Raw genomic sequence first — 26,463 nt, forward strand, 5'->3', positions numbered from 1 at the left:
CAAGATAAGGGAGGTTTGCGTGTTGAGGGTTGAATGTTAAGTGAATGGTGGGCAGTAGAAAAAGCGTCAACTCAACATTCAACCCTTAACACTCAACACTTCAACGCGCTACCACTCCTGCGTGAGCGGGTGCAGCATCAACTCGTCCACCAACACGTGGGCGGGGGCTTCGAGCACGTAGCGCACGGCCTGAGCCACGTCGGCGGGGCGCAGGTGGGTCTTTTCGGCTTCGGGGCTGCCGGGCGTGGTGTCGTTGAAGTAAGTATCGACCAAGCCAGGGTAGATGGTGCTCACCTTCACGCCGTGCGGGCGCACTTCCTTGCGCAGGCTGGCCAGCACGGCATCCTGCGCAAACTTGCTGGCGCCGTAGGCCGTGCCGTGGGCGAAGGTGCGCTTGGCCACGTCGGAGGTGATGCCCACGATGTGGCCGCGTTTCTGAGCTTTAAAGTGCGGCACGGCGGCCTTGCAGAGCAGAAAGGTGCCCTTCACGTTGGTGTCGAAAATCCGGTCCCATTCGGCGGCTTCGAAGTGCTCCAGCTCGTTGAAGGAGCCCACGCCGGCGTTGCAGACCAGAATATCGAGGCGGCCGTAGTGGCGCAGGGCTTCCTCTACCACGTACTGGGCGTCTTCCTCAATGGAGACGTCGGCGGCAATGCACAGGCCCTGGGTTTTCTGGGTGAGTTCTTCCAGCTCGCCCTCGCTGCGGGCCACGGCCACCACTTTGGCGCCCTGCAGGGCCAGCAGCAGCGCAATGGCCCGCCCGATGCCGCGGCTCGCGCCGGATACAATGGCTACTTGGTTAGTGAGGTCGGTCATGGTGGCGGGGTGTTCGGGTTCGTTCAGGAAGTTACCGCTGAGGTACGCGGAGATTACGCGGAGGTACGCTGAGGTTCTTCTAGGCCATTGACTTTGCGGATGATGCCTTCTTTCACTCTTGGAACGTTGAAGTTGATGAGCAAGCCCAACTTGTGTCCCGACAGTTTCAGGTAAGTCAGCAGTTGCATGTGATGCACTTCCAGAATGGCATCGATGGATTTTATCTCCACTACAACGCGGTTTTCCACCAGCACATCCATACGAAAGCCAACATCCATACCCACGCCTTTGTAGGTCATGGGCAAGGGCACCTGGGTTTTCACGTCGAGTCCAATAGCTCGTAGCTTATACACAAGAGCAGTTTCATATACCGATTCCAACAAGCCCGGTCCCAACTCGGTATGCACTTCAAAAGCAGCCTTTCGAATTAGAAAGGAAATATCATTCTCATGCATAGCGCTCTGCGTGCCTCTGCGTTAAAACTCAGCGTACCTCAGCGGTAACTTCCCGAACAAGATACCTCACTACTTCCGCAACTCCAGCACCCAGGCCGTGTGGGCCGGCACGTTCAGGGTCTTTAGGTCCGAAACCGTGGCGCCGCTCACCACCTCCACGCCCGACGAAAATCCGTCGGTGCGCTCGGCAAAGCGGTTGCCGTCTACCTTCTTAGTTTCCTTGGTGTTATTGGCAATAATCATCACGCACTCGCCCGCGTCGTTGTAACGGAAATAGGTGTACACGCCATCCTGCGGGATAAACTGCATCAGCTTGCCGCTGCTCAGCACGGGGTGATTTTTGCGGTAGTTGGCCAGCTTGCTGATGTAGTCGAACGCCTCGCCCGCCTGGCCGGGGCGCGACACGAAGTAGTTGGTCTTGTCGCCAGCCCAGCCGCCGGGGAAGTCTTCGCGCACCTTGCCGTCGGGATTCGAGAAGTTCTTCATCAGCACCTCGGTGCCGTAGTAGAGTTGGGGCGTGCCGCGCAGGGTGAGCAGCCAGGCCATGCCGGTCTTGAATTTGTTGAAGTCTTCGCCAATCACTGAATAGAAGCGGCTCATGTCGTGGTTGTCGAGGAAGGGCACGTTGCGCGTGGCGTCCACGTACAGCCAGTCGCCCTGCAGGGCGTGGTAGAGCTTGCTCAGGTCGCCGTTTTCGGTTTTCAAAGCATCCAGCACCGCAAAGCAGACCTGAAAATCAAGCACGCCCGGCAGGTTTGATTTGAAGCCGTTGACGGGCGGGAAAATGTTCTGAGCGAAAAAGGCCTGCTCAGCCTCGGTGCCCTCCCAGGCTTCGCCAAACAGCGTCAGCTTGGGGTACTCTTCCTGAATGGCCTGGCCCCACTGCATCAGAAATTTCGGCTCCGAATACGGGTAAGTGTCGATGCGGTAGCCATCGATGCCCGTCGACTCCACCCACCACAGAAAGTTCTGAATCAGGTAGGTAGCTACCAGCGGGTTGCCCTGGTTCACGTCGGGCATGGAGGTGTCGAACCAGCCGTCGTTGAACAACTGATAGTCGCGCTTCGAGCCGTAGGGGTCGTTGAGGGCGTAGGCGTTGTAGTTGGAGCGCGTGAACTTGGGGAAGGCGTGGAACCAGTCGGCGGCCGGCTTGTCGAGGAACAGGTGGTGGTAGCTGCCCCAGTGGTTGAGCACGATGTCCTGCACCACTTTAAGGCCGTCGGCGTGGGCGGCTTTCACCAATTGCTGGTACTCGGCGTTGGTGCCGTAGCGCGGGTCAATCTTGTAGCAGTCCGTCACCGCGTAGCCGTGGTAGCTGGCCTTGGGCATGTCGTTCTCAATCAGCGGTGTGGGCCAAATGGCCGTGGCCCCCAACTGCTTGAAATAGGCAAAATGGTTCTGAATGCCTTTGATATCGCCGCCGTGGCGGGCGTACATCGAGTCTCGGGCCACGCGGGGGGCACGGGTGCCCTTCACCACATCGTTCTTCGGGTCGCCGTTCGAGAAACGGTCGGGCATCAGCATGTAAATGAAGTCGGCCTGGCTGAGGCCCTGCGTGCGCTGCGGGTCGGCGTTGCGGGCGCGTAGCTCGTAGCTGTAAGTGAGCTTTTGGCTTCCTTTGAAGTCGAGCCGAAGCTGACCCGGCTTGGCGTCGGGACCGATGTTGAGGTTTACCACCAGGTAATTGGGGCTCTCCATTTTTTGCACGCTCTCCAGCGTCACGCCGGGGTAAGCAGCCAGCGTGGCCGTGCTACTCCCGATGCCCGGTGCGTTTACCAGCAGCTGCAGCTTGGGGTTTTTCATACCCACCCACCAATAAGTCGGGTCGATGCGGACGCTGGGCGCGGCCTTGGCCGTGGCCGCCGGGGGGCTCAGCTTGACTGACGCCGAAACGGGAAGCGCCAGCAGCGACGTTGACGCGGCTAACAGTAAAAGGGAAAGTTTCATGGGAAGGGAGAGAATGAGGGCAGTGCCAGCTGAAAAGTGTGCCTTGGGCGAAGTAGGCAATCGCAAAAAAGAGTCAATTGCTGCACTAAGCCCACCAGATAATTCGAAGCCCGATTGCACTCGGGCCAGCACTGAGGCCAGGCTGTGCAATCGTTTGCTTCGTCAAATGTAGTATTTATCGGACGATGAGCCAATTAATCCCAACGCGATGCTGACGGCCTGCGTTAAGAAGCAAAACTGACTTGGCTGAAAGCCACTCAGGGCCCTTCCTCCACCCAACCCGACTTCTTGCTATGACTGAAAACTCCAAACTAGCTGACACGCTCAACGAGCTGACCCTGTTCGTCAACGACCGCATTGAGGGCTATAAAACCGCCGCCCACGAAACTAAGGACACCCAAAACAAAGCCTACTACGAGCAGTTGATGCAGCAAAGCGAACAGTTTGTGAGCCAGCTCAACGGCTTTGCCAAAGCCGCCGGCGGCGACGCCGAAAGCAGCACCACGCTCAAGGGCAAGTTCTACCGCGGCTTCATGGACGCCAAGGCCCTCGTCACGAACCGCAGCGAAGCCAGCATCCTCGATTCCAACATCTACGGCGAAGAATGGGCCATTAAAGCCTATGTCGAAGCGCTGGCTTCGGAAGAGCTGACCGGCCCGGCCCGCCAGGCCGTGGAGCGCCAGCACCAGGCCTCGCAGGAAACCCTGCGCAAGCTGCAACAAATGAAAGGCACCGCCAGCGTGGGCTAGGCCCGGCCCGCTATATGGGCGCACTACGGCGCGACTTGGGAAAAATTCCTGAGCCGCGCCATGGTGCGCCCGTACAGCAAGCTTAATATTGAGTTTCTACGTTGTTTGTCGAATCGTTTGCACATTGCGGCTTCGTTTCGCTACGGCCTGGTTTGTAGCCTTCTTTTTCCAACCCGCATTCTCCTAACTGCCAGCCCCGGCCGGCCCCTTACTTCTCTATGGCTTTTACCTTCAAACCTTACGCGCCCGCGGCCAAGTACAAGACAGCCGCGGCTTACTTTTCGATGGAGTTCGCCGTCGACCAGGCCCTGAAAACCTACTCCGGTGGCCTGGGCTTCCTGGCCGGCTCGCACATGCGCTCAGGCTTCGAGCTAAAGCAAAACCTGGTGGGCATCAGCATCCTGTGGAGCTTCGGCTACTACGACCAGGGCCGCGCCGAAGACCAGACCATGCGCGCCGAGTTCCGCCAGAAGCACTACTCGTTTCTGCAGGACACGGGCATTGTGTTCCCCATCACCATCCACGGCGCCGACGTGAAAGTGAAGGCCCTGTATCTGGCCCCGGAGGTATTCGGCACGGTGCCCATGTTCTTCCTCACCACCGACATCCCGGAAAACGACTACATCTCGCGCACCATCTCGCACCACCTCTACGACCCGGACGCGGCGGCCCGCGTGGCCCAGAGCATCCTGCTGGGCGTGGGTGGCGGCAAGCTGCTCGATGAGTTAGGCCGCAAAACCGACGTGTACCACCTCAACGAGGGCCACGGCCTGCCGCTGGCCTTCTACCTCTACGAAAAGCACGGCCGCGACCTGGCCGAGGTGCAGAAGCGCCTGGTGTTCACCACCCACACGCCCGAGCTGGCCGGCAATGAGGAGCGCCCCATGAAGCTGCTGCTCGACATGACCTTCTTCGGTACGATGACGGAGGAAGACGTACGCCGCGAAGCCCGCATTGGTGAAGGCGACGCGCTGAACTACACCCTCACCGCCCTACGCTTTTCGCGCAAAGCCAACGCCGTGAGCAAGGTGCACGGCCGGGTGGCCAACGAAATGTGGGGCCACTACGAGGGCATCTGCCCCATCATCCCCATCACCAACAGCCAGAACGGCACCTACTGGCGCGACCCGCAGCTGGCTGCCGCCCTCAAGGCCAAGGACGACGCGGCCCTGCTGGCCCGCAAGCAAGAGTTGAAAAAGGAGCTGTTCAAGATTGTGGCTGACCAGACCGGCAATGTCTTCGACCCCAGCGTCATCACCATCGTGTGGGCCCGCCGCTTTGCCGGCTACAAGCGCGCCGACCTGATTATGCGCCACTTCGACCGCTTCGTGGAGCTGGCAAGCAACACCCAACGCCCCATCCAGATGATTTGGGCCGGCAAGCCTTACCCGAAAGATTTCGGCGCGGTGGCGTTGTTCAACGACATCATCAAGCGCACGGCTAATCTGAAAAACTGCGCCGTGCTCACGGGCTACGAGTTGGGCCTGTCGGCCGCCCTCAAAAAGGGCTCCGACATCTGGCTGAATACGCCGCGCTTCCCGCGCGAGGCCAGCGGCACCAGCGGCATGACCGCCGCCATGAACGCCAGCGTGAACCTGAGCATCGCCGACGGCTGGATTCCGGAGTTCGCCAAAGACGGCGAGAATAGCTTCATTATCGCGCACGCCGACGAAAACCTGCCCGAAAACGTGAAAGACGACCAGGAAGCCACCACCCTGCTCGACGTGCTGGAAAACACCGTGCTGCCGCTGTACTACGACCAGCCCAAAAATTTCCTGAAAGTGGTGAAAACCGCTATGAAGGACGTGGAGCCCGAATTTGAAAGCGGCCGCATGGCTCGCGAATACTACGAGCTCCTGTACAAAGTAGGGTAGGAGGGTATGGGGGCAGGAGGGTAGGAGGAAAAAGGTCAGCAATAACGTGACGCGTTATTTGTCGTTAACTGCTGACCTCCTGCCCCCATACCCTCCTACCCCATCCCTATACTATGTGTGGCCGTTACACCTTCATCGCCCCCGCGCCCACCGTTGAGCAGCGTTTCGACGCCACGTTCAGCGAGGCCGCGCCTACTACCTATAACGCCGCGCCCTCGCAACGTCTGCCCATCATCACCAATGCCGCGCCCGGCCAGATTCAGCTGCTGAGTTGGGGGCTCGTGCCCGGCTGGAGCAAAGACCCCGCCGCCGGCCCCAAGCCCATCAACGCCCGGGCCGAAACGCTGGCCGAGAAGCCTAGCTTCCGACAGCTGCTGGGCCGTAAGCGCTGCCTGGTGCTGGCCGACAGCTTTTTTGAGTGGCAGGCTACGCCGGCCGGCAAGGTGCCGCACCGCATTTTGCTCAGCAACGAGCAGCCCTTTGCCTTCGCCGGGCTGTGGGACGAATGGGTGGACCGCGCCACCGGCGAGCTGCACCCCACCTTCACCATCATCACCACTGAGCCTAATAGCCTGATGGCCAACATTCACAACCGCATGCCAGTCATTCTGCCCACGCGCGCCGCCGAGCAAGCCTGGCTCGACGACGACCTCGGCCTGAAGGCGCACCAGGACCTGCTGCTGCCTTATGATGCCGCCGCCATGCGGGAGTACGTCATCAGCAAGCGCGTGAACTCCCCGGCCAATAATGACCCGGAGGTGCTGGCAGCAGCTTAAGCTGACACCGAATACTGTCATTGCGAGGGCGCAGCCCGTGGCAAACGGAGTTCAGCGTAGCTAATCCTTCCTGTTCTCAGCGACCAATCTTCTAATTTGACACGCTCTAAAAAAGCCCCGGCACCGATTGGTACCGGGGCTTTCTGGTGAAAGGGAGTTGCTGGTCTTGACAGAACGGATTGCTTCGCTACGCTCGCAACGACAGGGCCTTATTCCTCATGGTGCTATCTTGCCCGCATGAACTGGCGCAACCCCTGGCTTTTACCGATTCTCATTCTCGTGCTGGCGGCGGCTGTGCAGCTGGACCTGCCGTGGTGGAGCCTGGCCGTGGTGACCTTCGTGGTGGGACTGGCCATTGCGCCCACGGGCCGGGTCGCCTTCTGGACGGGCTTTGCGGGGGCGGCGCTTAGCTGGGTGTTGCCCGCCGCCTGGCTGGCTTACCAAAACGAAGGGCTGCTGGCGCACCGCATGGCGCAGCTGCTGCCCCTGGGCGGCTCGGTGGCAGCGCTGGTGCTGGTGGCGGGGCTAGTAGCCGGGCTGGCCGGTGGGCTGGCCGCCTTGGCTGGCGCATGGCTGCGCCAGGCTTTCCAGCATAGAGCACTGGCCCGCTAAGGCCCTTGGCTGCCGCTTACGGCTTCACCTGCTGCACCACCCACTCTCGAACAGCGTCCAAGGCATCGGCCGAGGCAGGCGGGCGTTGCTCGGTGCCGGCCGCCAGTGCTTGCGCGCTGGCTGGGGCCAGGAAGTCGTGGTTCAGGCCCTCCAGCGTCTGGCTGCTGACGCGCTTATTGGCTTTGAGGCCTTTTTCGAGCAGCGGCAGGTTGGCGGCCGGGAGTACCTGCGAATCGGCGGTGCCGTGCAGCAGCAGCGTGGGGCAGCTCACCTTGCCAAGGTCGGCCTGCGGGTTGTAGGCCAGCAACGACCGGCACCAGGGGCTGGTGAGCTGAGCGGCCCGTTGCTGAGCAGTGGCCGACGGCAGGCTGGGGTAGAACTGCTTCAGCATGTTGGCCACAATGGCCTGGGCCTGCGCGTTATCGCTCGTTTGCCGGATAATTTCCAGCATGGCATATTGCCGTTTGTATAAAGCGTCGCTGCGTTTCTGGGCTTCGGCGTTGAGGCGCAATTGCTCCTGGGCCACGCGCACTTGCACCTGCTGCGCGGGCACGCCAGCGGCCAGCTGTTTCCTGGCCTCACGGCGTGCCAGGGTCATCAGCTGTAGCTCTTTGCGGTCCCAGGCCAGCTGGGCGGTATCGGGTTCACCGGGCTGATTCACCAGCCCGGTTTGGCGGGCCAGCAGCTCCTGGCCATTCACGCCCGCCGCGCCCAGCGATACCAAAAAAGCCGGGGTAGGGGCCAGGGCGGCCACCTGCAGGGCCAGGTTGGCGCCCTGGCCGTGCCCCAACAGGCCCACCCGCAGCGGGTCGACGCCCGAATGAGAACGCAGAAAAGTAAGAGCCGACTGCGCATCCGCTACCAGCTCATGCCGGGAAGTGGCTGCCGGAATGGCCGCCGAGCGGCCCGCGCTGCGGCCATCGAGCCGCAGCACCGCCATGCCCTGCCGCGTGAGGTAATCGGCCAGCTCCTCGAGCAGGTTGTAGGTGCCCGTCACGCCCGTAGCCTGCGAGCCGTCGGCCAGTAGCACCACGGCCGGGAAAGGACCGGTGCCCAAGGGCATGCTGAGACTGCCGCCCAGGCCAAGCTCGGCGCTGGGGCTGCTCACGCGCACCTCTTCTGTTTTGTAAGCCAGCGTCTTGCCTTTCAGCCCGGAAGCGGCTAGGGTGGGAGCAGCCGGCAGGCGGTCGAGCACCAGCGTGGTGCGAAAACCCGGCTGCTGCCATTGCCCGCGCAGGCGCTTGCCTGCGCCCACTGCCTGAGCCATGAAGCGGTAGCCCGCTTTATCGGCGTAGAAGGCCACGCTGTCGGGGCTGTTTACTACCCGTAGTGGGGTGTTTTGGGGCGCCGCCGCCACGTTCAGCAAGGCCAGGGTGTTGCCATCGCGCTGCTCCGCAATGGTGATGGAAACTCGTTGGATACCGCCTGGTGTCTCGAGTTGCCCTGTCCATTGGCCGGCCAACGAAGCCTTGGTGGCCCTTTCAGCATGTGCAAACAGGCTGAGTTGGCTTGAAAGTGAAATTAAGGCGCTGACGATTAGTGAGTAGCGAAGAGTCTTCATGGCAGAACAACCCCGCTTCCTATGTCTCAGCCACCTAAATAGGGGCTATTGTAACAGAGTTGGTTTCAAAAGTACAATAAATTCTTGCTTTATGAAATAACAATACCTTAGATGAATCAAAATAATTAGGGGTAAAATTTTAAAGCAAGCTTATCGCCATATTTGGCTTTGAAAATCACCTGCAGCAGTTGTTTGCTCTATAGGCATGAAAAAGCCCCTTAGGCCCTGGCATGAACAGCAGAGCCCAAGAGGCAGAATGGAAAAATCAAAGGACCTAACTAGCCGTGTACCACGCTAATACTTCCAGGCCGGCGGCGTCGGTTTCAGCCTCTACTACTTCGTTGATAACGTACTGCACCTCGGCTTCTGACCAGCCTTCGTCTTCGGCGGCGGGCACCCAGAGGTCGAGGGCAGCGTAGCGGTTGGTATTGGGCGGCAGCGTCCAGCGGACTTTTTTGCGGATGTTCATAACGGGGCGGAGGTTTCGGAGGGCAAAGGGAGTATTACGGAGCAGCCTTGATGACGGTGACGCGCACCGGCACCACGCCGGCCGACACGATGTCGAGCTGCTCGGCCGCGCGGCGCGACACGTCCACGATGTAGCCTTTGGTATGCGGGCCCCGGTCGGTCACGGTCACGTCGACGGAGCGGCCGTTGCGCGTATTGGTGACCCGGATGAGGGTGCCGAAGGGCAGCGTGTTGTGGGCGGCTGTCATCTGGCCCGGGCGGTAAGTGGAGCCGCTGGCCGTGGCCCGGCCGTTGAATTTGGCGGCGTAGTAGGAGCCCAGGCCGGTTTGGGTGTAGGCGCCGCGCGGGGCTTTGGTGCTGCCGTTGTTGGCGCTGCGGCTGCCGCCGCACGAGGCCAGCAACAGCAGGCCCGGCAAGAGCCACAGTAGGCACTGCAAGCGTATGCGGTATAGAATGTTGACCTCGTGATTTTGCTTCATCTAAACTTAATGATTTGCGGCAACCTTTCGGCCGAGTTTCTCACCAACCCCCACTTTTATCAACCAATTCAAAACCATGAAAAACCTGTTGAAACTGGCTTCGGCCGTAGCTCTCTCGTGCACCTTCCTGGCCGCTCACGCACAGCAGGGCGACGACAAGATGATGAAAAAAGATGCCAAAGCCGATGGCAAGATGGTGAAGAAGGAAGCCAAAATGGGAACAAACGATAAAATGGCCAAGAAAGAAGGCAAGGCCATGAAGAAAGAGGGCAAGATGATGACCAAAGACAAAATGTAGGCCAACCGCCCGCCCAAACAAGCAGCCGCCCGGTTTGCGCGCCTCTGTGGAGGCGGCAGGCCGGGCGACTTTTTGCGGGCTCAGCGGCGCGCGGGCTTAGGCGCCGGGGCTTTTTTCGGCGCTGGAGCGGGCGGCACGCGTAAGGCCTTCAGGGCTTCGAAATTGCCTTGGAATACGTTGAAATCGACCACGCCGCGGATGCCGGGCACGTAGGCCTCGTCGGAGTGCTGCCAGATTATCCACTTGCTGCGGGGCATGGCGGGGCGCTCCACCTCGTAGTGGGCCAGCCAGAGCGGGTAGTCGTCGAAGTGCCCGGCCAGGTGGCGCTTGTAAAAGCTGTGGTTGGAGTAGAGGATAGGCCGCACACCGTAATGCGCCTCAATGAGCCGCAGCCAGCGGGCCACCTCGCGGCGCAGCACGGCCACGTCGTGAAAGTTAGGCGCCTCTACGTCGAGCACGGGCGGTAGGTCGCCGGGGGCCAGGGGCACGGTGCGGGCAAAGAGGTCGGCCTGAATCTGGCCGTCGCGGTTGGGCTGGAAGTAGTGGTAGGCGCCACACAGCACGCCGGCCTTGCGGGCCTCGCGCCAGTTGCGGGCGAAGCGCGCGTCGCGCATGGTGGCGCCCTCGCTGGCCTTGATGAAGGCGAAGCGCACGTTGTGGCGGGCCACCTCGGGCCAGTCGATGCGGCCCTGGTAGGCCGACACGTCGATGCCGTGCACCGAATAGCCGGCCAGCAGCGGCGTTTTCTCACGCCCCGTGAGGCCGCCTTTGGTGAGCGTGGCCCAGGCCCGGCGGGCGTAGCGGTTGAGCTGCACCTGGTGGCGCAGGTAATACACCGTGCCCAAAGTGAGCAGGGCCAGCAGCCCCGCCAGCAGCACGCTGCGCCAGGCCCGGCGCGGGGCGCGGGGCGGGGCAGGCGGAGCGGGGCGACGGGTGGCGGGAGGGTTGGGCATGGGCGGCGCGGCTCAAAAATAACGACGCGCCCGGCCCCGGCGTGCCCGGGCCGGCGGCTTTTCGCCAACTTTGCAGTTGCCACCATCCGCCATTGCCATGTCTTTCCTCCGCGCCGCCGACGCCCGCGACGAATCCGGCCACCTCATCAGCGAACTGCACGGCGTCACGCTGGCCGCCATTCTCGAATACCTCGTGGCCGCCTACGGCTGGGCCGAGCTCGATGCGCGCCTGCGCATGAACTGCTTCGCCGACAACCCCAGCATCAAGTCCAGCCTCACGTTTCTGCGGCGCACGCCCTGGGCCCGCGCCAAAGTGGAAGCCCTCTACATCAAAGCCCGCTCGGCCGAAGTGCAGGGCCGCCCGCGCCCCTAACTGCCATGGCCGACGTCTCGCAAAAATCATCAGCTGCGTCGTTGTTCGCGGGCCTGCTGCTCTTCGTGGCCTTCGAAACCATGGCTTTCTATGGCCTGCAGTACCTCACCTCGGGCCTGGGCGAAGCCAACCAGATGCAGCCAGAAAACACCATTGTGAGCAATTGGCTGAAAACGATGGTGTTCTTCGTGTTGCACCTCGTGCTGGTCATCGCGGCCATGTTGGTGCTCAGCAACAAGCTGCCGCGCCACTACCGGGGCCAGATTATGGGCTGGTTCTACCTGGCCCTGCTGATGAGCTTCGTGCTGCTGATACCGCTGTTTGGATAAAAAACAAAACCACCGCTGCGGGCGGTGGCTCAATGGTGAAAACCAGGAAACTTAACAAGTAACCGGTCGGACCCGGCGTTATCGATGGACTGCGGTGCCGGTCGGTCCCGGCGTTATGGATATTTAATAAACAGATTGTCAGTGGAATTAATTCGGGATGAATGCCGGAATTAATTGTGGCGGATGTCGATTTCGCGCTGCTGGTCGGAGGGGTTGATGAAGGGGATGCGCACCTGCAGCTCGTTGCCTTCGTGGGAGGCGTCGATGTGGGCCAGGTCGAGGTTGTTGGGCAAGTTGAGCGTTTGCACAAAGAGCGGAGCGGCCAGCTGGTCGTCGGGCTGGTGGCGATACTCACCAAAGACACTGAGCTGTTGCTTATTGAGCACTACGCGGAAGCTGTCGGCCGACACGGTGGGCATGGCCACGCGCAGAATCACGCCTTTGGGGCGCTGGTCGACGCGCAGCTGGGGCTGGGCCACGCCGCCGCCGATGGTGTTGAGCAAATCGAGCTGCGGGGCAATGGAACGGATAAATTTCGGGCTGATGAGTTTCATGGCAGGGAGCCGGGTTTAGGCGTCGGCTTCGTACCTGCTATTACAAATGATGTACCAATCTGAATCAGGACTTATCATGTCTGAAAATCAGTCGTATTGGCCGAAAAATCAGTCGAGAATTTCCCGGTTCGGCCACGCTGGCATATAACCCATATTCGAGGCTTGAAAAGCCGACGAAATGGCGGTTTTTCGACGCTACAACTGCCTTAAAAACGGCTCGTCAGCCCAAAGTGAATTTTCGAGGCGTTGAGCGCAAAAGTCTGCCCAATGTAATTGGACTGGCCCACCGAGTACACGAACTGGAACAGGCCCGCGCCCGTGCGAAAGCTCAGTCCGGCCCCGAGCCCGGTGGGTTGGTCGCTGAACTTCTCGTCCACGGCGTCGTGGCGCAAATACGCCTGGTCGGCAAACAGAAACACGTAGGAATCGGCCCCGATAAACTGGCGAAATTCGGCCGTGGCCAGCGCAAACGAGCTGGTGTAGAATTGGTTTTCATTGAAGCCGCGCAACGAGTTCAGCCCGCCCAGGCGCAGCAGGTCGTTGGTGGAAAGGCGCGGGTTGAGCAGGCCCTCGGTGCGCAGGCGCACCAGCAGCACGCCGGCCCGCTTCACGGGGAAGTAGCGCTCGGCGCGCACGGCAAAGGTGTACTGCGTCGATTGCAGTGGAATGCCGTCGTAGAGCTCGGCCCGCAGCTGCGCGTTCTGGCGGATGGTTTTGGTGCCCACCGCGGCCTGTGTGTTCAGCAGGTAGCCGCGGTGCGGGAAAAACAAGTCGTCGAGGCTGGTCCAGGCGTAGGCCAGGCCGTAGGAGTTGTAGCGTGTGTCGAGGTTGGCGGGCAGCCGCGTGATGTCGCGCAACGAGTCGAGCGAGGAAGTCCGCTGCTCGGCAAAAAAGCTGATGCGGCCCGCCCGCACCGTGGGGTAGGTCACCTGCAGGCGCGGCTGCACGGTGGTGAAAGCGTCGGTTTGCTTGTAGAGGTTGAATGTGCCGGACACTTCCAGCGGGGTGCCGAAGAAGTTCGGGTGCACGTACTGCGCATCGAGCAGCTGCGAAAGGGCGTCGGTTTTGCGCCACTGCAGACCGACCTGCTTGCCGCCGCCTTTGATGTTGCGCAGGTTGATGGTGACGTCGCCGGTGAACTGCACGCCCGTTTGATTAGCGTTGGCGTTCGGCAGGATGCCCACAATGGCGTCGAACTGGTTGCTGGGTCGGTCATCGAGCAGTAAATACACGCGGGCCCGGCCCCGGGCAAACCGCACTTCCGGCTCGGCCCGCAGGCGCAGGTAGGGCAGCTGGCGCAGCAGCTGGGCCGCGGCGGCCACGCGCTGCTGGCTGAAAGGCTGCTCCGGGAAAATCTGCAGGTACTTGGTCAGAAAGCGCTTCTTGGTCTTGGTGTTGCCCACAATCTGCAGCGAGTCGAACACCACGGCCGGGCCGCGCTTTAGCACCACGCGGCCGGCAATGGCGTGCCCGTCAAGCTGCAGCGAATCGAGCCCCACGGTGGCAAAGGGGAAGCCCTGATTTTCGGCTTCGGTGAGGATGCGCTCCTGCAACCGGGCCCAGTCGTCGGGCCGGAAGGGCGTTTGGCGAAACAGCTTTTCGCGGTAGCCGGCGCGGGTCAGCAGGCCGTCGCCGAGGTTGCCGTTGCGCAGGTAGGCCCAGTTGAAAGCCTCGCCCACGTAGAGGCGCACGCGCACCGTGTCGCGGCCCCAGCGCATCTCGTCGGCCGAGGCCGTGAGGTAGGCGTCGGCCTGCAGGGCCAGCACCAGCTCGCGCACCTCGCGCAGGGCCGTCAGCGAATCGGGCACGGTAGTCGGCAGCTTGTAGCGCCGCACAAGGGCGCGGTCGGCGGCTTCGGCATCGATTTGCAGCACGCGCGGGTGGGCCAGGGCGCGCCGCTGGGCCGGCGTCGTTGGGGGCGGGGCGGCTGGCGGCAGGGGCGGGGAGGCCAGGCCCGGCTGGTTGGGAGCGTTGGGGTTGAGGCCGGGCGTTTGGGCACGGGCACACGGGCCGGCCAACAGCCACAGCATTATCCCAAAGCACAGCAGCAAGTACCGGGTGTTCATTCGGTAGGCATAACGCGAAAGCGGGCGTTTAATTTCCCGAAAGTTAAATGCCGGGCAATGGCCAGCCGGCCAAGCGCTGAAACAGCAGAAGTGGTTCCGATAAAGGGAGAAAACAGAAAGAAGGAATAGCGGTGCCAGGCGCAGCACCGCCATTCCTTCTCTTAACGAATACACCCAAGCCTTTCGGCTCCCGGCTTATTCAAGCACAATTTTATAAATGCCCGCCTCGCCGGTCAGCGGCAAGTGCAGCGTGTAGATGCCCGCCGGCAAATGGGCTACCGATACCGTCAGCTCGCCGGCTGCCGAAAGCCGGAACGGCTGCTCCAGCACCGCCTGGCCCAGCGCGTTGTAGAGGCGCGCCGGTGCGGTGCCGGCGCCGGCCCGCAGCTTCACCGGCACCAGCACCCGGAACTGGCCGTGCGCCGGGTTGGGGTAGAGCGTGGCGCGGCCGGCCGCGCCGGCCCCGGGCCGGCTGGCCAGCAACTGGCCGTCGTTGAGGCGGATGGCGGCGTAGTTGGTGCCGCTCACGGACTGGGTGGTGGTAAAATCCAGGTCGCCATCGCCGTCGAGGTCGCCCAGGACCAGCTGCGAGGGGTTGGTGGGCACGGCCACGCTGAAGTTGCCCGAAAAGCCGCCCTGGCCGTTGTTGAGCCGGATGCTGACGTTGTCGGTGAGGCCGTTGGCCGTCAGCAGGTCGAGGTCGCCGTCGTGGTCTACGTCGCCCAGCTTCAAATGGCTGAAGCGGCCGCCCGAGGCCATGCGCTGGCCCGATGCCGTGAAGACGCCGCTGCCGTTGTTGGCCAGCACCGCGAGCCAGCCGCTGCTGTTGCTGCCGCTGGTATCGTTGTAGCCCACGGCCAGGTCGAGGTCGCCGTTGGCGTCCACATCGGCCAGCGCCACGCTGCGGGTTTCGCCGGTAAAGGCGTACGGGAGGCCACTGGCCAGCACGCCAGCGCCGTTGTTGAGAAACAGCTGCGCCCCGTTGGTGTCGTTGGCCGTCACCACGTCGAGGTCACCGTCGCCATCCACGTCGCCCAGCGCTAGGTTCAGGGGCGTGGTCGTGGTTTGATAGGGCAGGGTGGTGAAGCGGCCCGTGCCGTCGTTGAGCGCTACGGACAGCGCGTTGCTTTGGTAGGTAGTCGAGACAAAGTCCAGGTCGCCGTCGGCGTCCATGTCGCCCATGGCAAACCGCTGGCCGGACACGGTCGTGAACACGGCCGGAGCGAAGGTGGCGTTGCCGTTGTTGAGGCACACCACCAGGTTGAAGCTGTAGCAGGCCAGGATATCAAGGTCGCCGTCGCCGTCCACGTCGGCCAGAACTATTTCCGACACTGTGGCCCCGTAGGGCGGCAGAACGACGCCCTGGCTGAAGCGCGCCTGCCCGTTGTTGAGCTGCACCGTCAGGCTGGCCCCGCTGCTATAAGGCGCTGTTATTATATCCAGGTCGCCGTCGTTGTCCAGGTCGCCCACGGCCACGGCGGTGGCAAACTGACCCAGCAGCACATCGGTGCCCGCCCGGTAGGCGCCGCCGCCCGGCCCGCCCGTGGCAGCCGTGAACTGGTACACTTGCTTCCGCACGATGCCGCCCGTGGTGGTTTGCATGGTGGCCGGCAAGCTCACGCTGATTTGCTCGCCGGGTGCAAAGTCCTGGTCAGGGTCGAAACTAAGCGAAGCGGTGCCGCCGCCCGTGAGCACGCCCGGCCGCCGGCCCCGCAGCTGGTTGCCAAACACGCGCAGGTTGCCCGCCGTGCCCGTGCCCATGGCCGCCGGGAACGTAAGGCCCACGGTGGCGTTGCGGGCCACCGCCAGGGCGTTGCGGGCCGGCACATACGCCGTGGGGCCCGCCAGCGGAATCACTGTGAAGGTGGCCACGGAGGTGGCCGTGCCCACCGGCGTCGTGACGGAAAGGGTGCCCGTGGTGGCGCCCACCGGCACATTCACCGAAATCCGCGTGGTTGAGTTTACCACGAAGCCCGGCGCGTTGGTGCCATTGAAGCGCACGGCGGTGGCGCCAAAAAAGCCCGTACCCGTGATGACCACGGCCGTGCCCTCGGGGCCGGCGGGGGGCGCGAAGCTGCTGATAACTGGCGCCGAGGGCGGCCCGTTCAGCCGCACGCTGTACACGGTGGGGGTGTAATAGTTGGAGCTCACCACGTCGAGGTCTCCGTCGCCGTCCACGTCGCTCAGCGCCATCTGGGCGGGGACGTAGCCTAGGCTCAATTCCATCTGGCGGGTGAAGGTGGCGCGGCCGTTGTTCACCCACAGCTCGCTGGGGTCGGTGACGTAGGTCATGATGATGTCGAAGTCGCCGTCGGCGTCCACGTCGCCCACGCGCATCAGGCCGCCGATGCTGGGCAGAGCAAACTCATTGCCCGCAAAATTGCCGCGGCCGTCGTTCAGGGCCACTTTCACGCGGGAGGGCGTGCCCTGCACGTTGCTGGGGGTCGAGGCCAGCAGGTCAAGGTCGCCATCGGCGTCCAGGTCGCCCAGGAAGATATTGCCGCTCCCATTAGAGAGCGGTACGCCGGCCGTCGTGGCCGCCAGGCCGCCCTGGCCGTTGTTGAGGCAAATGAATACCCCGCCGCCGTTGCCCACCAGCAGGTCCAGGTCGCCGTCGGCGTCTACGTCGCCAATTTGCAGGTTGGAAAAGCTGGTGTTGGTGCCGTTGCTGAAAAGCTCGTTGGTGGTGCCGCTAAAGTTGCCGCTGCCGTCGTTGAAGCGTACGCTGGTGGTGCAGGAACTGGAGCCCTGATTGCCAGTCACCAGGTCGAGGTCGCCGTCGGCGTCCATATCGGCTAGGGCCACGGCGCGGGGGGCGTCGCCCACGGACACGTCCTGCGTGCCGCCGAAAACCCCGCTGCCATTGTTCAGCCGGATGCTCACCACGCTGCTGCGGCTGCTCATGGCAGCCAGGTCGAGGTCGCCGTCGCCGTCCACATCGCCCAGCACCAACTGCGAGCCGCTGGTGCCGGCCACCGCCACCGAGCCAGCCGCCGTGAAAGTGCCCGCGCCGGTGTTGCGTTGCACCTGCACCGCGCTGCCGTCGTGCACCAGCATGTCCTGGGCACCATCGCCGTCCACGTCGCCCATCGTAAGGTCGTTCGCCGGCGTGCTCACCGCGGTGCTCAGCGTGGTGTTAATGGGCGCCGCGAGGAAGCCGCGCCCGGTGCCGCCCACGGCCGCCCGGAACTGGTAGGCCTGCTTCACCACCCGCGTCTGGTTGGCGTCGGTATAGGCCGGGATGCTCACGCTCACCAGCTCGCCCGGCTCGAAGGCCTGCGTGGGCGTGAAGGTGAGCGTGCTGGTGCCCGCGCCGGCGCGCGTGCCCGCCCGCCGGCCGCCGCGCTGCGCGCTGAACACCGTCAGGTTGGCGGCCGTGTTGGTCGGAATGGCTTGGCTGAAAGTGGCGCTGACGGGCGTGCTCAGCCCCACCACCGCGTTGCGGGCGGGGCTCACGCTGGTCACCGCTACGGGCCGCAGCACCGTGAAAGCGGTGGCCGACGTGCCCGTGCCCGCCGGCGTGGTAGCCGTGATGACGCCCGAAGTAGCGCCGGCCGGTACGCTCACGGTGAGCTGGCCGGCAGTATTCACCACAAAGCCGGGCGCGGCGGTGCCGTTGAAAGCAACGGCGGTGGTGCCAATAAAATCGGCCCCCGTGAGTACCACCGTGGCGCCCGGCAGGCCGATGCCCGGCGCAAAGCCGCTGATGACCGGCGGGGCCACCCGGTGGTTGAGGCGCACGTACACTACGTAGGCGCCAAAGGCGTTGGTCAGCGCGTCCAAGTCGCCGTCGCCGTCGATGTCGGCCAGGGCCACGCCGCCCCAGCTATTGGGCTCGCTGATGGCGCTGGGCGTAGCGGTGAGCACCCCCTGGCCATTGTTGACGCACAGCACCGCGCCGCTGATGCCGTTGCTGGTGAGCAGGTCGAGGTCGCCATCGGCGTCCACGTCGCCCAGCGTGAGGTTGGCGCCCGTGGCAGTGGCTTGGGTGCCCGAGAAAGTGCCGGTGCCGTTGTTGAGGCGCACAATGCCCGCGTTGGTCACCAAGTCAAGGGCACCGTCGCCGTCGAGGTCGCCCAGCGCGAGGCGGGTGCTGGTGACGTTTGCCGTGGCCCCGTTGGCTGGCAGCGCCACCACGCGGGTGAAAAGCCCGCCGCCGTTGTTGAAGCAGATGCTCACCACACTGGTGCCACTGCCGTTGCCTTCGCAGGCCACCAGCAGGTCAAGGTCACCGTCGTTGTCCACATCGCCCACGGCCAGGCCCTTGGGGCGGGCGCCCACGCCCACGCGCTGCACGGTGGGAAAGCCGGCGCTGCCGTTGTTGAAGCGAATAAGCAGGCTGTCGGCCGTGTACTTGGGCACCACCACGTCGAGGTCGCCGTCGCCGTCGAAGTCGCCGGTGGCCACGTCGCGCGTATCCGGCCCTAGGTTGGCGAAGTTGTTGGCCGCCGTGAAGGTGGCGGTTCCATCGTTGAGCAGCACTTCCCCCGGTGCCGACACCAGGTCGAGGGTGCCGTTGCCGTCCAAATCGGCCAACGCCACGGCATAGGGGTAGTTGCGCAGGTACAGGCTCCCCGCCAAACCGCCGGAGAAGGCCCCACTGCCGTCGTTGAGGCGGATGCTGCCGTCGGAAGCCACCACGTCGATGGCGCCGTCGTTGTTCAGGTCGCCCATCGTCAGGCCCGATGCGCGGCTATTGATTGGAATGTTGGCCGTTCCGGTGGTGTTGAACACGCCCGTGCCCGTGCCCCCAGCCGCGGCCGTGAACTGAAACACGTGGGGCCGCACCACCTGGGTGCTGGTGGGGCCCACCAACGTGCTGGGCAGGCTCACGCTCACCAGCTCGCCCGGCGCAAACGGCTGGGTGGGCGCGAAGGTGAGCGTGCTGGTGCCGCCGCCCGTGAGCGTGCCCGCCCGCTGGCCCCGCACCCGGGCCCCGAACACCCGCAGGTTGCCCGCGCTGCTCGTGCTGATGGGCTGCGCAAACGTGACGGCCACTGCCGTGGCGCGCGGCGCGCTGGCCGCGTTGCGGACCGGGCTCACGCTGAGCACGGCCACGGGCTGCGTCACGGTGAAGGACGTGGCCGAGGCGGCCGTGCCGGCCGGCGTGGTCACACTCACGGGGCCGGTGGTAGCGCCTGCGGGCACGGTCGCCACCAGTTCGGTGCGCGAGTTCACGGCAAAGCCGGTAGCGGCCACCCCGTTGAAGGCCACCGCGCGGGTCCCGATAAGGTTGGTGCCGGTGATGATGACGCTGGTGCCCACCGCTCCGCTGCCCGGCGAGAAAGCCACCACGGTGGGGGCGGGCAGGGGCAGGTTCAGCCGCACGCTCACCACGTTGTTTTCCTGCGAGGTCACCAGGTCGAGGTCGCCGTCGCCGTCCACATCGCCCACGGCAATGCCGGCCGGCGAAACGGAGGTGGTGGGAATGGGCACAATGGCGGCGAAGCCCCCGGCTCCGTTGTTCACGCCAATGCCGTCGTAGCTCAGCAGGTCGAGGTCGCCGTCAGCGTCGGCATCGGCCAGCACGGGCTGGCCCACGCCGCCCAGCAGCACGTCGCCGCCGCTGGCCAGCGTGCCCGTTCCGTTGTTGAGCTGGGTGCTGGTTTTGGTAATGTAATTCAGCGTGGTCTGATACGTGAGGTCAAGGTCGCCGTCGTTGTCGAGGTCATTCAGCGAGAGCCTCGAAGGCACATCCACAACATTGACCTGCTGCGCTGCCGTGAACTGCCCGGCCCCGTCGTTGAGGTGCGTGTTAACGGTGTAAATGCCGTAATAGGGCACGTAGCCGCCCACCACCAGGTCGAGGTCGCCATCGGCATCCAGGTCGCCCAGGGCCAGGCCGGTGGGCGTGAGGGAGCGCGAGCCCGTGCTGAAATAAAGCGCAGAGCCAAAGGCAAAGCTGCCCACGCCATTGTTCAGGTACACATAGGTCGACTGATTCGCCGCCGGCATAAAAATCAAATCCAGGTCGCCGTCGGCGTCCACGTCGCCCGCCACCATCTGCGCAAGGGCCTGGCCCAGGCTCGGGCCCGTGCTCCTGCTGAAAGTGCCGCTGCCGTTGTTGAAAAGCAGTGGCACGTCTTCGGCCCCCCGGGGCAGGGCCACCACGTCCAGGTCGCCATCGGCGTCGAGGTCGGCCAGGGTCAGGCTCGCCACGCCGGAGAGGCCGGTGGCAATGTCCGGCCCGGCGGTGAAGGTGCCCGCGCCGTTATTCAGGCGTTGGGTCACGGTGCCGGAGTTACGGTTTGGAAGCAGCAAGTCCAGGTCGCCGTCGTTGTCGAGGTCGCCCAGCACGGGCTCGCCGGGGTTGGTGGCGGCCAGGGCGGTGGCCGTGCCGAAATTCATCTGGCCGGTGCCGCCAGCAGCGGCCGTGAACCGTAGCACCTGCCTGGCAGCAGGGTTGCCGTCGGCGGCGCGCAGGCTGGCGGGCAAGCTCACGCTCACGGCCTCGCCGGGCATAAAGTCCTGGGTGGGGTCGAAGGTGAGGGTGGGGGTGCCGCCCCCGGTCAGCACGCCGGGCCGGTTGCCGCGCCGCTGGTTGCCAAACACCCGCAGGTTGCCCGCCGTGGCCGTCGTGATGGCCACCGAAAATGTAGCCGACACGTTGGCCCCGCGCGGCGCGCTTACCGCGTGGCGGGCCGGCGAGGTGGCCGTGAGCAGCACCGGCACAGGCAGCGTCACGGTGAATGGCGCAGCTGAGGTGGCCGTGCCCGCGTCCTCCGTGGCCACAGTCACCACGCCAGTGGCTGCGCCGGCCGGTACCGCCACGCTGATGCTGGTGCCCGTGCCGTTAAGCACATAGCCCGGTGCGGTGGTGCCATTAAAACGCACGGCCGTCACGTCGGTCAGGTTCGTGCCCGTGATGACAACGGACGTGCCCACCGGGCCTATGTTAGGCGTCAGGGCTGCAATGGTGGGGCTGGGCAGGGGCGGGGGCGGGCCGCTGTTCAAACTCAGCATCACCTGCCCATTGGTGTCCGAGGTCACCACGTCGAGGTCGCCGTCGGCGTCCACGTCGCCCAGCGTCACGCCCACGGAAGTGGCAGTAGGCGAGGGGCTGCGGCTCAGGCGCAGGGCCCGCGCCTGCACCGTGAAGGTGCCCGCCGCGTTCAGAAACGTGAATACCCGGCCGCCCACGCCCTGGGCCACCACCAGGTCAAGGTCGCCGTCGGCGTCCACGTCGCCCGCGCGCAGGCCCGTTGGGGTGCTGCCCGCAGGCAGGGCCAATGTGGTGCTGCCAGAAAACGTGGCCGTGCCGTTGTTGAGGCGCACGCTCACGGTGGCGTCACCGGCATTAGCGGTTAGCAGGTCCTGGTCGCCGTCGCCGTCCACGTCGGCCAGCACCAGCTCTGAAGGCTGCGCGCCCACGGTGAAGGTCGTGGCTGCGCCGAACGAGCCCGTGCCGGAGTTGCGGCTCACGCTCACGGTGCTCAGCGGGCTGGCGGCCGTGCCGGCGTTGGTGGTGAGTAGGTCGAGGTCGCCGTCGTTGTCCACGTCGCCCAGGGCCACTGAAGTGGGGTTTACGCCCACGGCTACCGTCACCAGGCCGGTGTAGAGCAGCGGCAGGGCGCCGTTGTTGAGACGCACGCTCACGGAGCTGGCGCCGCCGTTGGCCGTGGCAAAGTCCAGGTCGCCGTCGCCGTCCACGTCGCCCACCGCGATGCTCACGGGCCGGACGCCCACCGGCGAGTTCTGGGCACCCGTCACCGAGCCAATGAAGTTGGCCAGGCCGTCGTTGATGCACACGGCCACGCTGTTGTTGTCGGCGTCGCCCACCAGCAGGTCGAGGTCGCCGTCCTGGTCCACGTCGGCCAGGGCGGTGCCGCTGGGGGTTTGGCCCGCCACCAGGCCGGTTTTGAAGGTGTAGCGCCCGCTGCCGTTGTTGAGAAAAATGCGGCAGCCGTAGAGCGCGCCGGTTGTCACCAGGTCCAGGTCGCCGTCGTTGTCGAGGTCGCCCAGCAACTGGTCGCGGTTGGTGGTATTGGCCACAATGGTGGTATCCATGAAGTAGCCCCGCCCCGTGCCGCCCGTGGCCGTGGTGAACTGGTACACATGCCGCGCGAGGGCCGTGCCGCCCGTGCTGCTCATGGTGGCCGGCAGGCTCACGCTCACCACGTCGCCGGCCGCAAAATTCTGGGCGGGCGTGAGGGCGAGTGTGGCCGTGCCGCCCCCAGTCACGGAGCCCGGCACCTTGCCCCGCAGCCGCGCGCTATACACCCGCAGATTGGAAGCCGAAGCGGCCGAGATGGCCTGCGAAAAGCCCACCGTCACGGCGCTATTGCGAGGGGCGGCCACCGCGTGCCGCGCCGGCTGTAGGCTGGTTACCCCTACCTGGGCCTGCGCCGCATGACCCAGGGTCAGGCCGGCAAAAGCCAGCAGTCCAGCCCGCCGCAACCGACGACCAAAGCGAAAAAATGAAAAACAAAGCCCGGAATAGGGTACGAGAGTAGCGTATGAAGCCAAGCAGGAGTAGATTGGAGGTGGAATTAGCTAGAAAACGGCAGCAGTATAGATGCCGAATTTATTGCACAAATAACCAACAAAAACCCGTGATTTTCAGCATGCAACAGCGGCTGCTATTGCCGCAGACAAGTGCCGACGGCTGGGCTGCTTAAGTTATCTGTTTTAACCCCTCTGCGCAGTCTTTGCAACACGCCGCATAGATGTCGCGGGCGGGCGTTGGCGGCCTGCCTACCATCTTTGCAGCGCCGGGTGGCACGTCCGGCGCCGGGGGCTTGTTCTGCGGTTTCGCATGCGCGCCACCTTCCTGCGTTTGCACCTCCATGGCCGGCCTCTACCTTCACATTCCCTTCTGCAAGCAAGCTTGCCACTACTGCGACTTTCACTTCAGCACTTCGCTGGGGCTGAAAAGCCGCCTCGTGGAAGCCATTGTGCGGGAGCTGGAGCTGCGCCGCGACTACCTGGGCTCGCAGGCAACGCTGGAAACCATTTACTTCGGTGGCGGCACTCCCTCCCTGCTCACGGCCGAAGAGCTAGATCAGATTTTCACGGCCATCTACCGACAATTCGCTGTGGCTCCGCAGGCCGAGATTACCCTCGAAGCCAACCCCGACGACCTCAGCGCCGCCAAGCTGCAGGAAATGGCCGCGGCCGGCGTCAACCGGCTCAGCATTGGCCTGCAAAGCTTCTACGAGCCGCACCTGCGACTGATGAACCGCGCCCACACCGCCGAGGAGTCGACCACGGCCGTGCGCCGCGCCCAGGACGCAGGCTTTGAGAACATTTCCATCGACCTGATTTACGGTGTGCCCGCGCCGGGCCACCACATCTGGGACGCTGATTTGGCCAACGCCTTTGCGCTGGGTGTGCCGCACGTGTCGGCCTACGCCCTGACGGTGGAGCCGGGCACCGCCTTCGGCCACCGGCTGCAGAAGGGCACCTTCAAGGCCGCGCCCGATGAGTTCGTGGCCACGCAGTTCGAAATGCTGCTGGCGGCCATGCGCGCCCACGGCTACGAGCAATACGAAATCAGCAACTTCTGCCAGCCCGGCCGCGAAAGCCGCCACAACGGCAACTACTGGCGTGGGGTGCCCTACCTCGGCCTGGGGCCCAGCGCCCACAGCTACGACGGCCAAAACCGCCAGTTCACCCTCGCCAACAACCCGCAGTACGTGGCGGCTGTGCTGGAGCGCGGCGAAGTGCCCGTGACGCTGGACCGGCTCACGGCCACCGACCGGGCCAACGAGTACCTGCTCACCACCCTGCGCACCGCCCGCGGCTGCGACCTGGCCCACCTGCGCACCCACCTCGGCTTCGATGTGCAGGCCGCCCACGCCGCCTACCTGGCCGAGCTGCAGGCCAACGGCTGGGCGCGCATCCGAAACGAAGTGCTTACTTTGACCGACGCGGGCAAGCTCCTGGCCGACCACATCACGCTGGAGCTGTTTCAACCCCCCGCCGTAGCCGAATGAAACTTCTGAGCGACAGCATTGCCGACGACGCCGACTTTTTCGTGGAGCAGATTCACATCGTGGCCATCGTGTTCGATAATACCGACGATGTGACCGTGTGGGCCACCACGTTATTCGACAACGACACCCACTTCTTCCACCTCGCCCTGCCTTTCAAGGCCCTCGACACGCTCCTGACCCTGGCCCACGACCGCGCCGACGCCCTGCAGGAGGAAGTGGCCGATGCCCTGGCCGCCCAAGACTGGCCCGCCCTGCTCGAATACAATGCCGACGACCGACCGCCCGTGCCGCTGCCCAGCGTGGCCCTCAAGCTGTCGGTAACCTACCCCGCTACCGAGGACGGCGAACTGGACGACGACGACCCGCAGCCGCACAACATCTTCTACCTCGAAGGCGTGTTCGTGCGCCTCGATACCTAAGCCATGCTGGCCGCGCCGCCCGTCTTCTACCTCATCCCCGGCCTCGGCGCCGACGAGCGGGTGTTTCAGTTTCTGCAGCTGTGCGGCGAAGTGCACGTGCTGCGCTGGCTGGCGCCTCAAACGCCCGCCGAGCCGTTGCCGCACTACGCGGCCCGGCTGGCGGCGGCCGTGCCCACGGGGCAGCCTTGCTGGCTAGTGGGCGTGTCGTTTGGCGGCGTGCTGGCGCAGGAGGTAGCGGCTTTGCGGCCCCTGGCCCGGGTGGTGCTCATTTCCAGCTTCGTAAGCCCGCGTGAATTGCCGTGGGTTGGTCGGCTGGCCCGCACCACCGGCCTTCATCGGCTGGTGCCTGCCCAGCTGCTGCCGCTGCTGCCCCGCGTGGCGCAGTGGTTCTTTGGGGCCCGCAATGGCGGCGAATACCGCCTGCTTCGGCAAATCCTGCGCGATACGGACCCCGCTTTCACCCGCTGGGCCATTGCGCAGCTCCTGCAGTGGCCGGGCCGACCGTGGCTTCCCATCGTCCGCATCCACGGCACCACCGACCGGTTGCTGCCCGCCGGGGCCGCGCTCAGCCAGCATGCCTTGCCCGGTGGCCACCTCATTATCATTAACCAAGCTGCGGAAATCAGCCATATTTTGAATGAGTTGGCTGAAAATTTAAACGGTCGTCATGCCGAGCGTAGCGGGAAAGATGCTTCGCTACACTCGGCGTGATGGTCTTCTGGTAACAACTTCGCAACTATGCTTCCCAATTACCCCTACGCCGGCCGCACCTACAGCTTCGACCCCGCGGCGCCCATTGACATTTCCCTGCCGCTGGCGCCCGGCCCGGGCCAGGTGAACTGCTTCTGGGCCGAGCCGGTGCAGTTTGATACCATTCGGGTGGGAAGCTTCGTGGGCAGCGTGGCGCAGGGCGGCAGCACCAACTACCAGCGTGTGCACCTCACACCCCACGGCAACGGCACCCACACCGAGTGCTACGGCCACATCTCGCCCGACCCGGACGTGACGCTCAACCAGTGCCTGCGCCGCTTCCTGTGGGTGGCCCGGCTGGTGAGCGTGGCCCCGCGCCCCCAGCCCAACGGCGACCTAGTGGTAATGCTGGCCGACCTGCAAGCCGCTCTGGCCAACCAACCCGACCGCGCCATTCCCGAAGCCCTCGTGCTCCGCACCCTGCCCAACGACCCGGCCAAGCGCACCCGCCAGTATTCCGGCACCAACCCTACCTACATCGAGCCCGCCCTGGCCGAGTGGCTGGTGGAGCACAACGTCCAGCATTTCCTGCTCGACCTGCCCAGTGTCGACCGCGAGGAGGACGCGGGCCAGCTGCTGGCCCACCACGCCTTCTGGCAGTACCCCGCACAGCCGCGCTACTCCGCTACCATCACCGAGCTGATTTTCGTGCCCGACGCGGTGGCCGACGGCCTCTACCTGCTCAACCTACAGATTACCAGCCTGGAACTGGACGCCAGCCCCAGCAAACCCGTGCTTTATGCACTGATAGGCATTACAGCTTCCTGACAGCAGCTCTGGCTTTGATTTAGCGGGTTTTTCGAGCGTTCGACTTGGCCCACGCAGCTATTGAACCGGCAGTTCGAGCTTTTCCGGGAACCGCTTGCTAGATTGCTTATTCGTTGGAAGTAACATGGAAAGCCATGCGCTGACTGTTGCATTTCAACTGTTTAGCTTCGCTCGTTCCTCGCTGTTATGTTGGCTGCCCGCACGCTAAAGATTTTCACGCTCGGCATCGGTCTGGCGGCCACCGCAGCCGCGTAGCCGGCGCAGGAAGTGTCACCGTCGGC

21 protein-coding genes are annotated in these 26,463 nt (G+C 64.1%); 11 read left to right on the plus strand and 10 right to left on the minus strand.

Annotated features, from left to right (window positions below; genetic code table 11):
* Positions 1 to 108 precede the first annotated feature (108 nt).
* From MTP16_RS07555 to MTP16_RS07565, 3 genes are all read right to left on the minus strand, one after another.
* Positions 109 to 816, minus strand: a complete 708-nt coding sequence (locus tag MTP16_RS07555; protein ID WP_243517623.1) for an SDR family oxidoreductase — start codon at positions 814 to 816, stop codon at positions 109 to 111.
* Between the two features lie 53 nt (positions 817 to 869).
* On the minus strand, positions 870 to 1,271 hold the full coding sequence (locus MTP16_RS07560) for a GxxExxY protein (RefSeq protein ID WP_243517626.1): 402 nt from the start codon (positions 1,269 to 1,271) through the stop codon (positions 870 to 872).
* Between the two features lie 69 nt (positions 1,272 to 1,340).
* The gene (locus MTP16_RS07565) at positions 1,341 to 3,218 is read right to left on the minus strand and encodes an alpha-amylase family glycosyl hydrolase (protein ID WP_243517641.1); all 1,878 of its coding nucleotides are present in this window, start codon (positions 3,216 to 3,218) and stop codon (positions 1,341 to 1,343) included.
* A 293-nt stretch (positions 3,219 to 3,511) separates the two neighbouring features.
* Here MTP16_RS07565 and MTP16_RS07570 point away from each other — a divergent pair, with 293 nt between their 5' ends.
* The 4 genes from MTP16_RS07570 to MTP16_RS07585 all read left to right on the plus strand — a co-directional run bounded on the left by MTP16_RS07570 (position 3,512) and on the right by MTP16_RS07585 (position 7,229).
* Complete coding sequence (locus MTP16_RS07570) at positions 3,512 to 3,967, plus strand: PA2169 family four-helix-bundle protein (protein WP_243517655.1); 456 nt, start codon at positions 3,512 to 3,514, stop codon at positions 3,965 to 3,967.
* 218 nt (positions 3,968 to 4,185) lie between these two features.
* On the plus strand, positions 4,186 to 5,841 hold the full coding sequence (glgP, locus tag MTP16_RS07575; protein ID WP_243517658.1) for an alpha-glucan family phosphorylase: 1,656 nt from the start codon (positions 4,186 to 4,188) through the stop codon (positions 5,839 to 5,841).
* A gap of 113 nt (positions 5,842 to 5,954) precedes the next feature.
* Positions 5,955 to 6,617, plus strand: coding sequence for an SOS response-associated peptidase (locus tag MTP16_RS07580; RefSeq protein WP_243517660.1), 663 nt, complete (start codon positions 5,955 to 5,957; stop codon positions 6,615 to 6,617).
* A 237-nt stretch (positions 6,618 to 6,854) separates the two neighbouring features.
* Positions 6,855 to 7,229 (plus strand): hypothetical protein, encoded by a 375-nt coding sequence (locus MTP16_RS07585; RefSeq protein ID WP_243517662.1) that lies wholly within the window; start codon positions 6,855 to 6,857, stop codon positions 7,227 to 7,229.
* Positions 7,230 to 7,245: 16 nt separating this feature from the next.
* On the opposite strand, the gene MTP16_RS07590 is transcribed toward MTP16_RS07585, so the two are convergent.
* From MTP16_RS07590 to MTP16_RS07600, 3 genes are all read right to left on the minus strand, one after another.
* Positions 7,246 to 8,790 (minus strand): serine aminopeptidase domain-containing protein, encoded by a 1,545-nt coding sequence (locus tag MTP16_RS07590; RefSeq protein ID WP_243517673.1) that lies wholly within the window; start codon positions 8,788 to 8,790, stop codon positions 7,246 to 7,248.
* A 274-nt stretch (positions 8,791 to 9,064) separates the two neighbouring features.
* On the minus strand, positions 9,065 to 9,259 hold the full coding sequence (locus MTP16_RS07595) for a hypothetical protein (protein WP_243517676.1): 195 nt from the start codon (positions 9,257 to 9,259) through the stop codon (positions 9,065 to 9,067).
* Positions 9,260 to 9,293: 34 nt separating this feature from the next.
* Entirely contained in the window at positions 9,294 to 9,737 is a 444-nt protein-coding gene (locus MTP16_RS07600; protein ID WP_243517679.1) for a septal ring lytic transglycosylase RlpA family protein, read from the minus strand.
* A 76-nt stretch (positions 9,738 to 9,813) separates the two neighbouring features.
* Between MTP16_RS07600 and MTP16_RS07605 the strand changes: the two genes are divergently transcribed.
* Positions 9,814 to 10,035: a hypothetical protein gene (locus MTP16_RS07605; protein ID WP_243517682.1), complete on the plus strand. Its 222-nt coding sequence runs from the start codon at positions 9,814 to 9,816 to the stop codon at positions 10,033 to 10,035.
* A gap of 80 nt (positions 10,036 to 10,115) precedes the next feature.
* Here the strand turns inward: MTP16_RS07605 and MTP16_RS07610 are convergent, their stop codons facing one another.
* On the minus strand, positions 10,116 to 10,988 hold the full coding sequence (locus tag MTP16_RS07610; protein ID WP_243517685.1) for a glycoside hydrolase family 25 protein: 873 nt from the start codon (positions 10,986 to 10,988) through the stop codon (positions 10,116 to 10,118).
* Positions 10,989 to 11,085: 97 nt separating this feature from the next.
* Between MTP16_RS07610 and MTP16_RS07615 the strand changes: the two genes are divergently transcribed.
* Positions 11,086 to 11,361 carry a VF530 family protein gene (locus MTP16_RS07615; RefSeq protein WP_243517689.1) on the plus strand — a complete coding sequence of 92 codons (276 nt, stop codon included), beginning with the start codon at positions 11,086 to 11,088 and terminating at the stop codon, positions 11,359 to 11,361.
* 5 nt (positions 11,362 to 11,366) lie between these two features.
* A complete protein-coding gene (locus MTP16_RS07620; protein WP_243517691.1) occupies positions 11,367 to 11,690 on the plus strand; it encodes a hypothetical protein in 324 nt (107 codons plus the stop codon).
* A gap of 170 nt (positions 11,691 to 11,860) precedes the next feature.
* Here MTP16_RS07620 and MTP16_RS07625 read toward each other — a convergent pair whose 3' ends face one another.
* From MTP16_RS07625 to MTP16_RS07635, 3 genes are all read right to left on the minus strand, one after another.
* Positions 11,861 to 12,244 (minus strand): Hsp20/alpha crystallin family protein, encoded by a 384-nt coding sequence (locus MTP16_RS07625; RefSeq protein WP_243517694.1) that lies wholly within the window; start codon positions 12,242 to 12,244, stop codon positions 11,861 to 11,863.
* A gap of 206 nt (positions 12,245 to 12,450) precedes the next feature.
* On the minus strand, positions 12,451 to 14,310 hold the full coding sequence (locus tag MTP16_RS07630) for a BamA/TamA family outer membrane protein (RefSeq protein WP_243517697.1): 1,860 nt from the start codon (positions 14,308 to 14,310) through the stop codon (positions 12,451 to 12,453).
* Between the two features lie 195 nt (positions 14,311 to 14,505).
* On the minus strand, positions 14,506 to 22,707 hold the full coding sequence (locus tag MTP16_RS07635; protein WP_243517700.1) for an FG-GAP-like repeat-containing protein: 8,202 nt from the start codon (positions 22,705 to 22,707) through the stop codon (positions 14,506 to 14,508).
* 389 nt (positions 22,708 to 23,096) lie between these two features.
* On the opposite strand from MTP16_RS07635, the gene hemW reads away from it, so the two are divergent.
* The 4 genes from hemW to MTP16_RS07655 are packed head-to-tail and all read left to right on the plus strand — an operon-like array spanning position 23,097 to position 26,182.
* A complete protein-coding gene (gene hemW, locus MTP16_RS07640; protein WP_243517703.1) occupies positions 23,097 to 24,245 on the plus strand; it encodes a radical SAM family heme chaperone HemW in 1,149 nt (382 codons plus the stop codon).
* Positions 24,242 to 24,664 carry a hypothetical protein gene (locus tag MTP16_RS07645; RefSeq protein ID WP_243517705.1) on the plus strand — a complete coding sequence of 141 codons (423 nt, stop codon included), beginning with the start codon at positions 24,242 to 24,244 and terminating at the stop codon, positions 24,662 to 24,664. The genes hemW and MTP16_RS07645 overlap by 4 nt, the downstream gene beginning before the upstream one ends.
* Before the next feature lie 3 nt (positions 24,665 to 24,667).
* Positions 24,668 to 25,375: an alpha/beta hydrolase gene (locus MTP16_RS07650; RefSeq protein WP_243517707.1), complete on the plus strand. Its 708-nt coding sequence runs from the start codon at positions 24,668 to 24,670 to the stop codon at positions 25,373 to 25,375.
* Between the two features lie 27 nt (positions 25,376 to 25,402).
* Positions 25,403 to 26,182 carry a cyclase family protein gene (locus tag MTP16_RS07655; protein ID WP_243517710.1) on the plus strand — a complete coding sequence of 260 codons (780 nt, stop codon included), beginning with the start codon at positions 25,403 to 25,405 and terminating at the stop codon, positions 26,180 to 26,182.
* The last annotated feature ends 281 nt before the right edge of the window (positions 26,183 to 26,463 follow it).

The organism is Hymenobacter monticola (genome assembly GCF_022811645.1).
GTDB classification, from domain to species: Bacteria; Bacteroidota; Bacteroidia; order Cytophagales; family Hymenobacteraceae; genus Hymenobacter; species Hymenobacter monticola.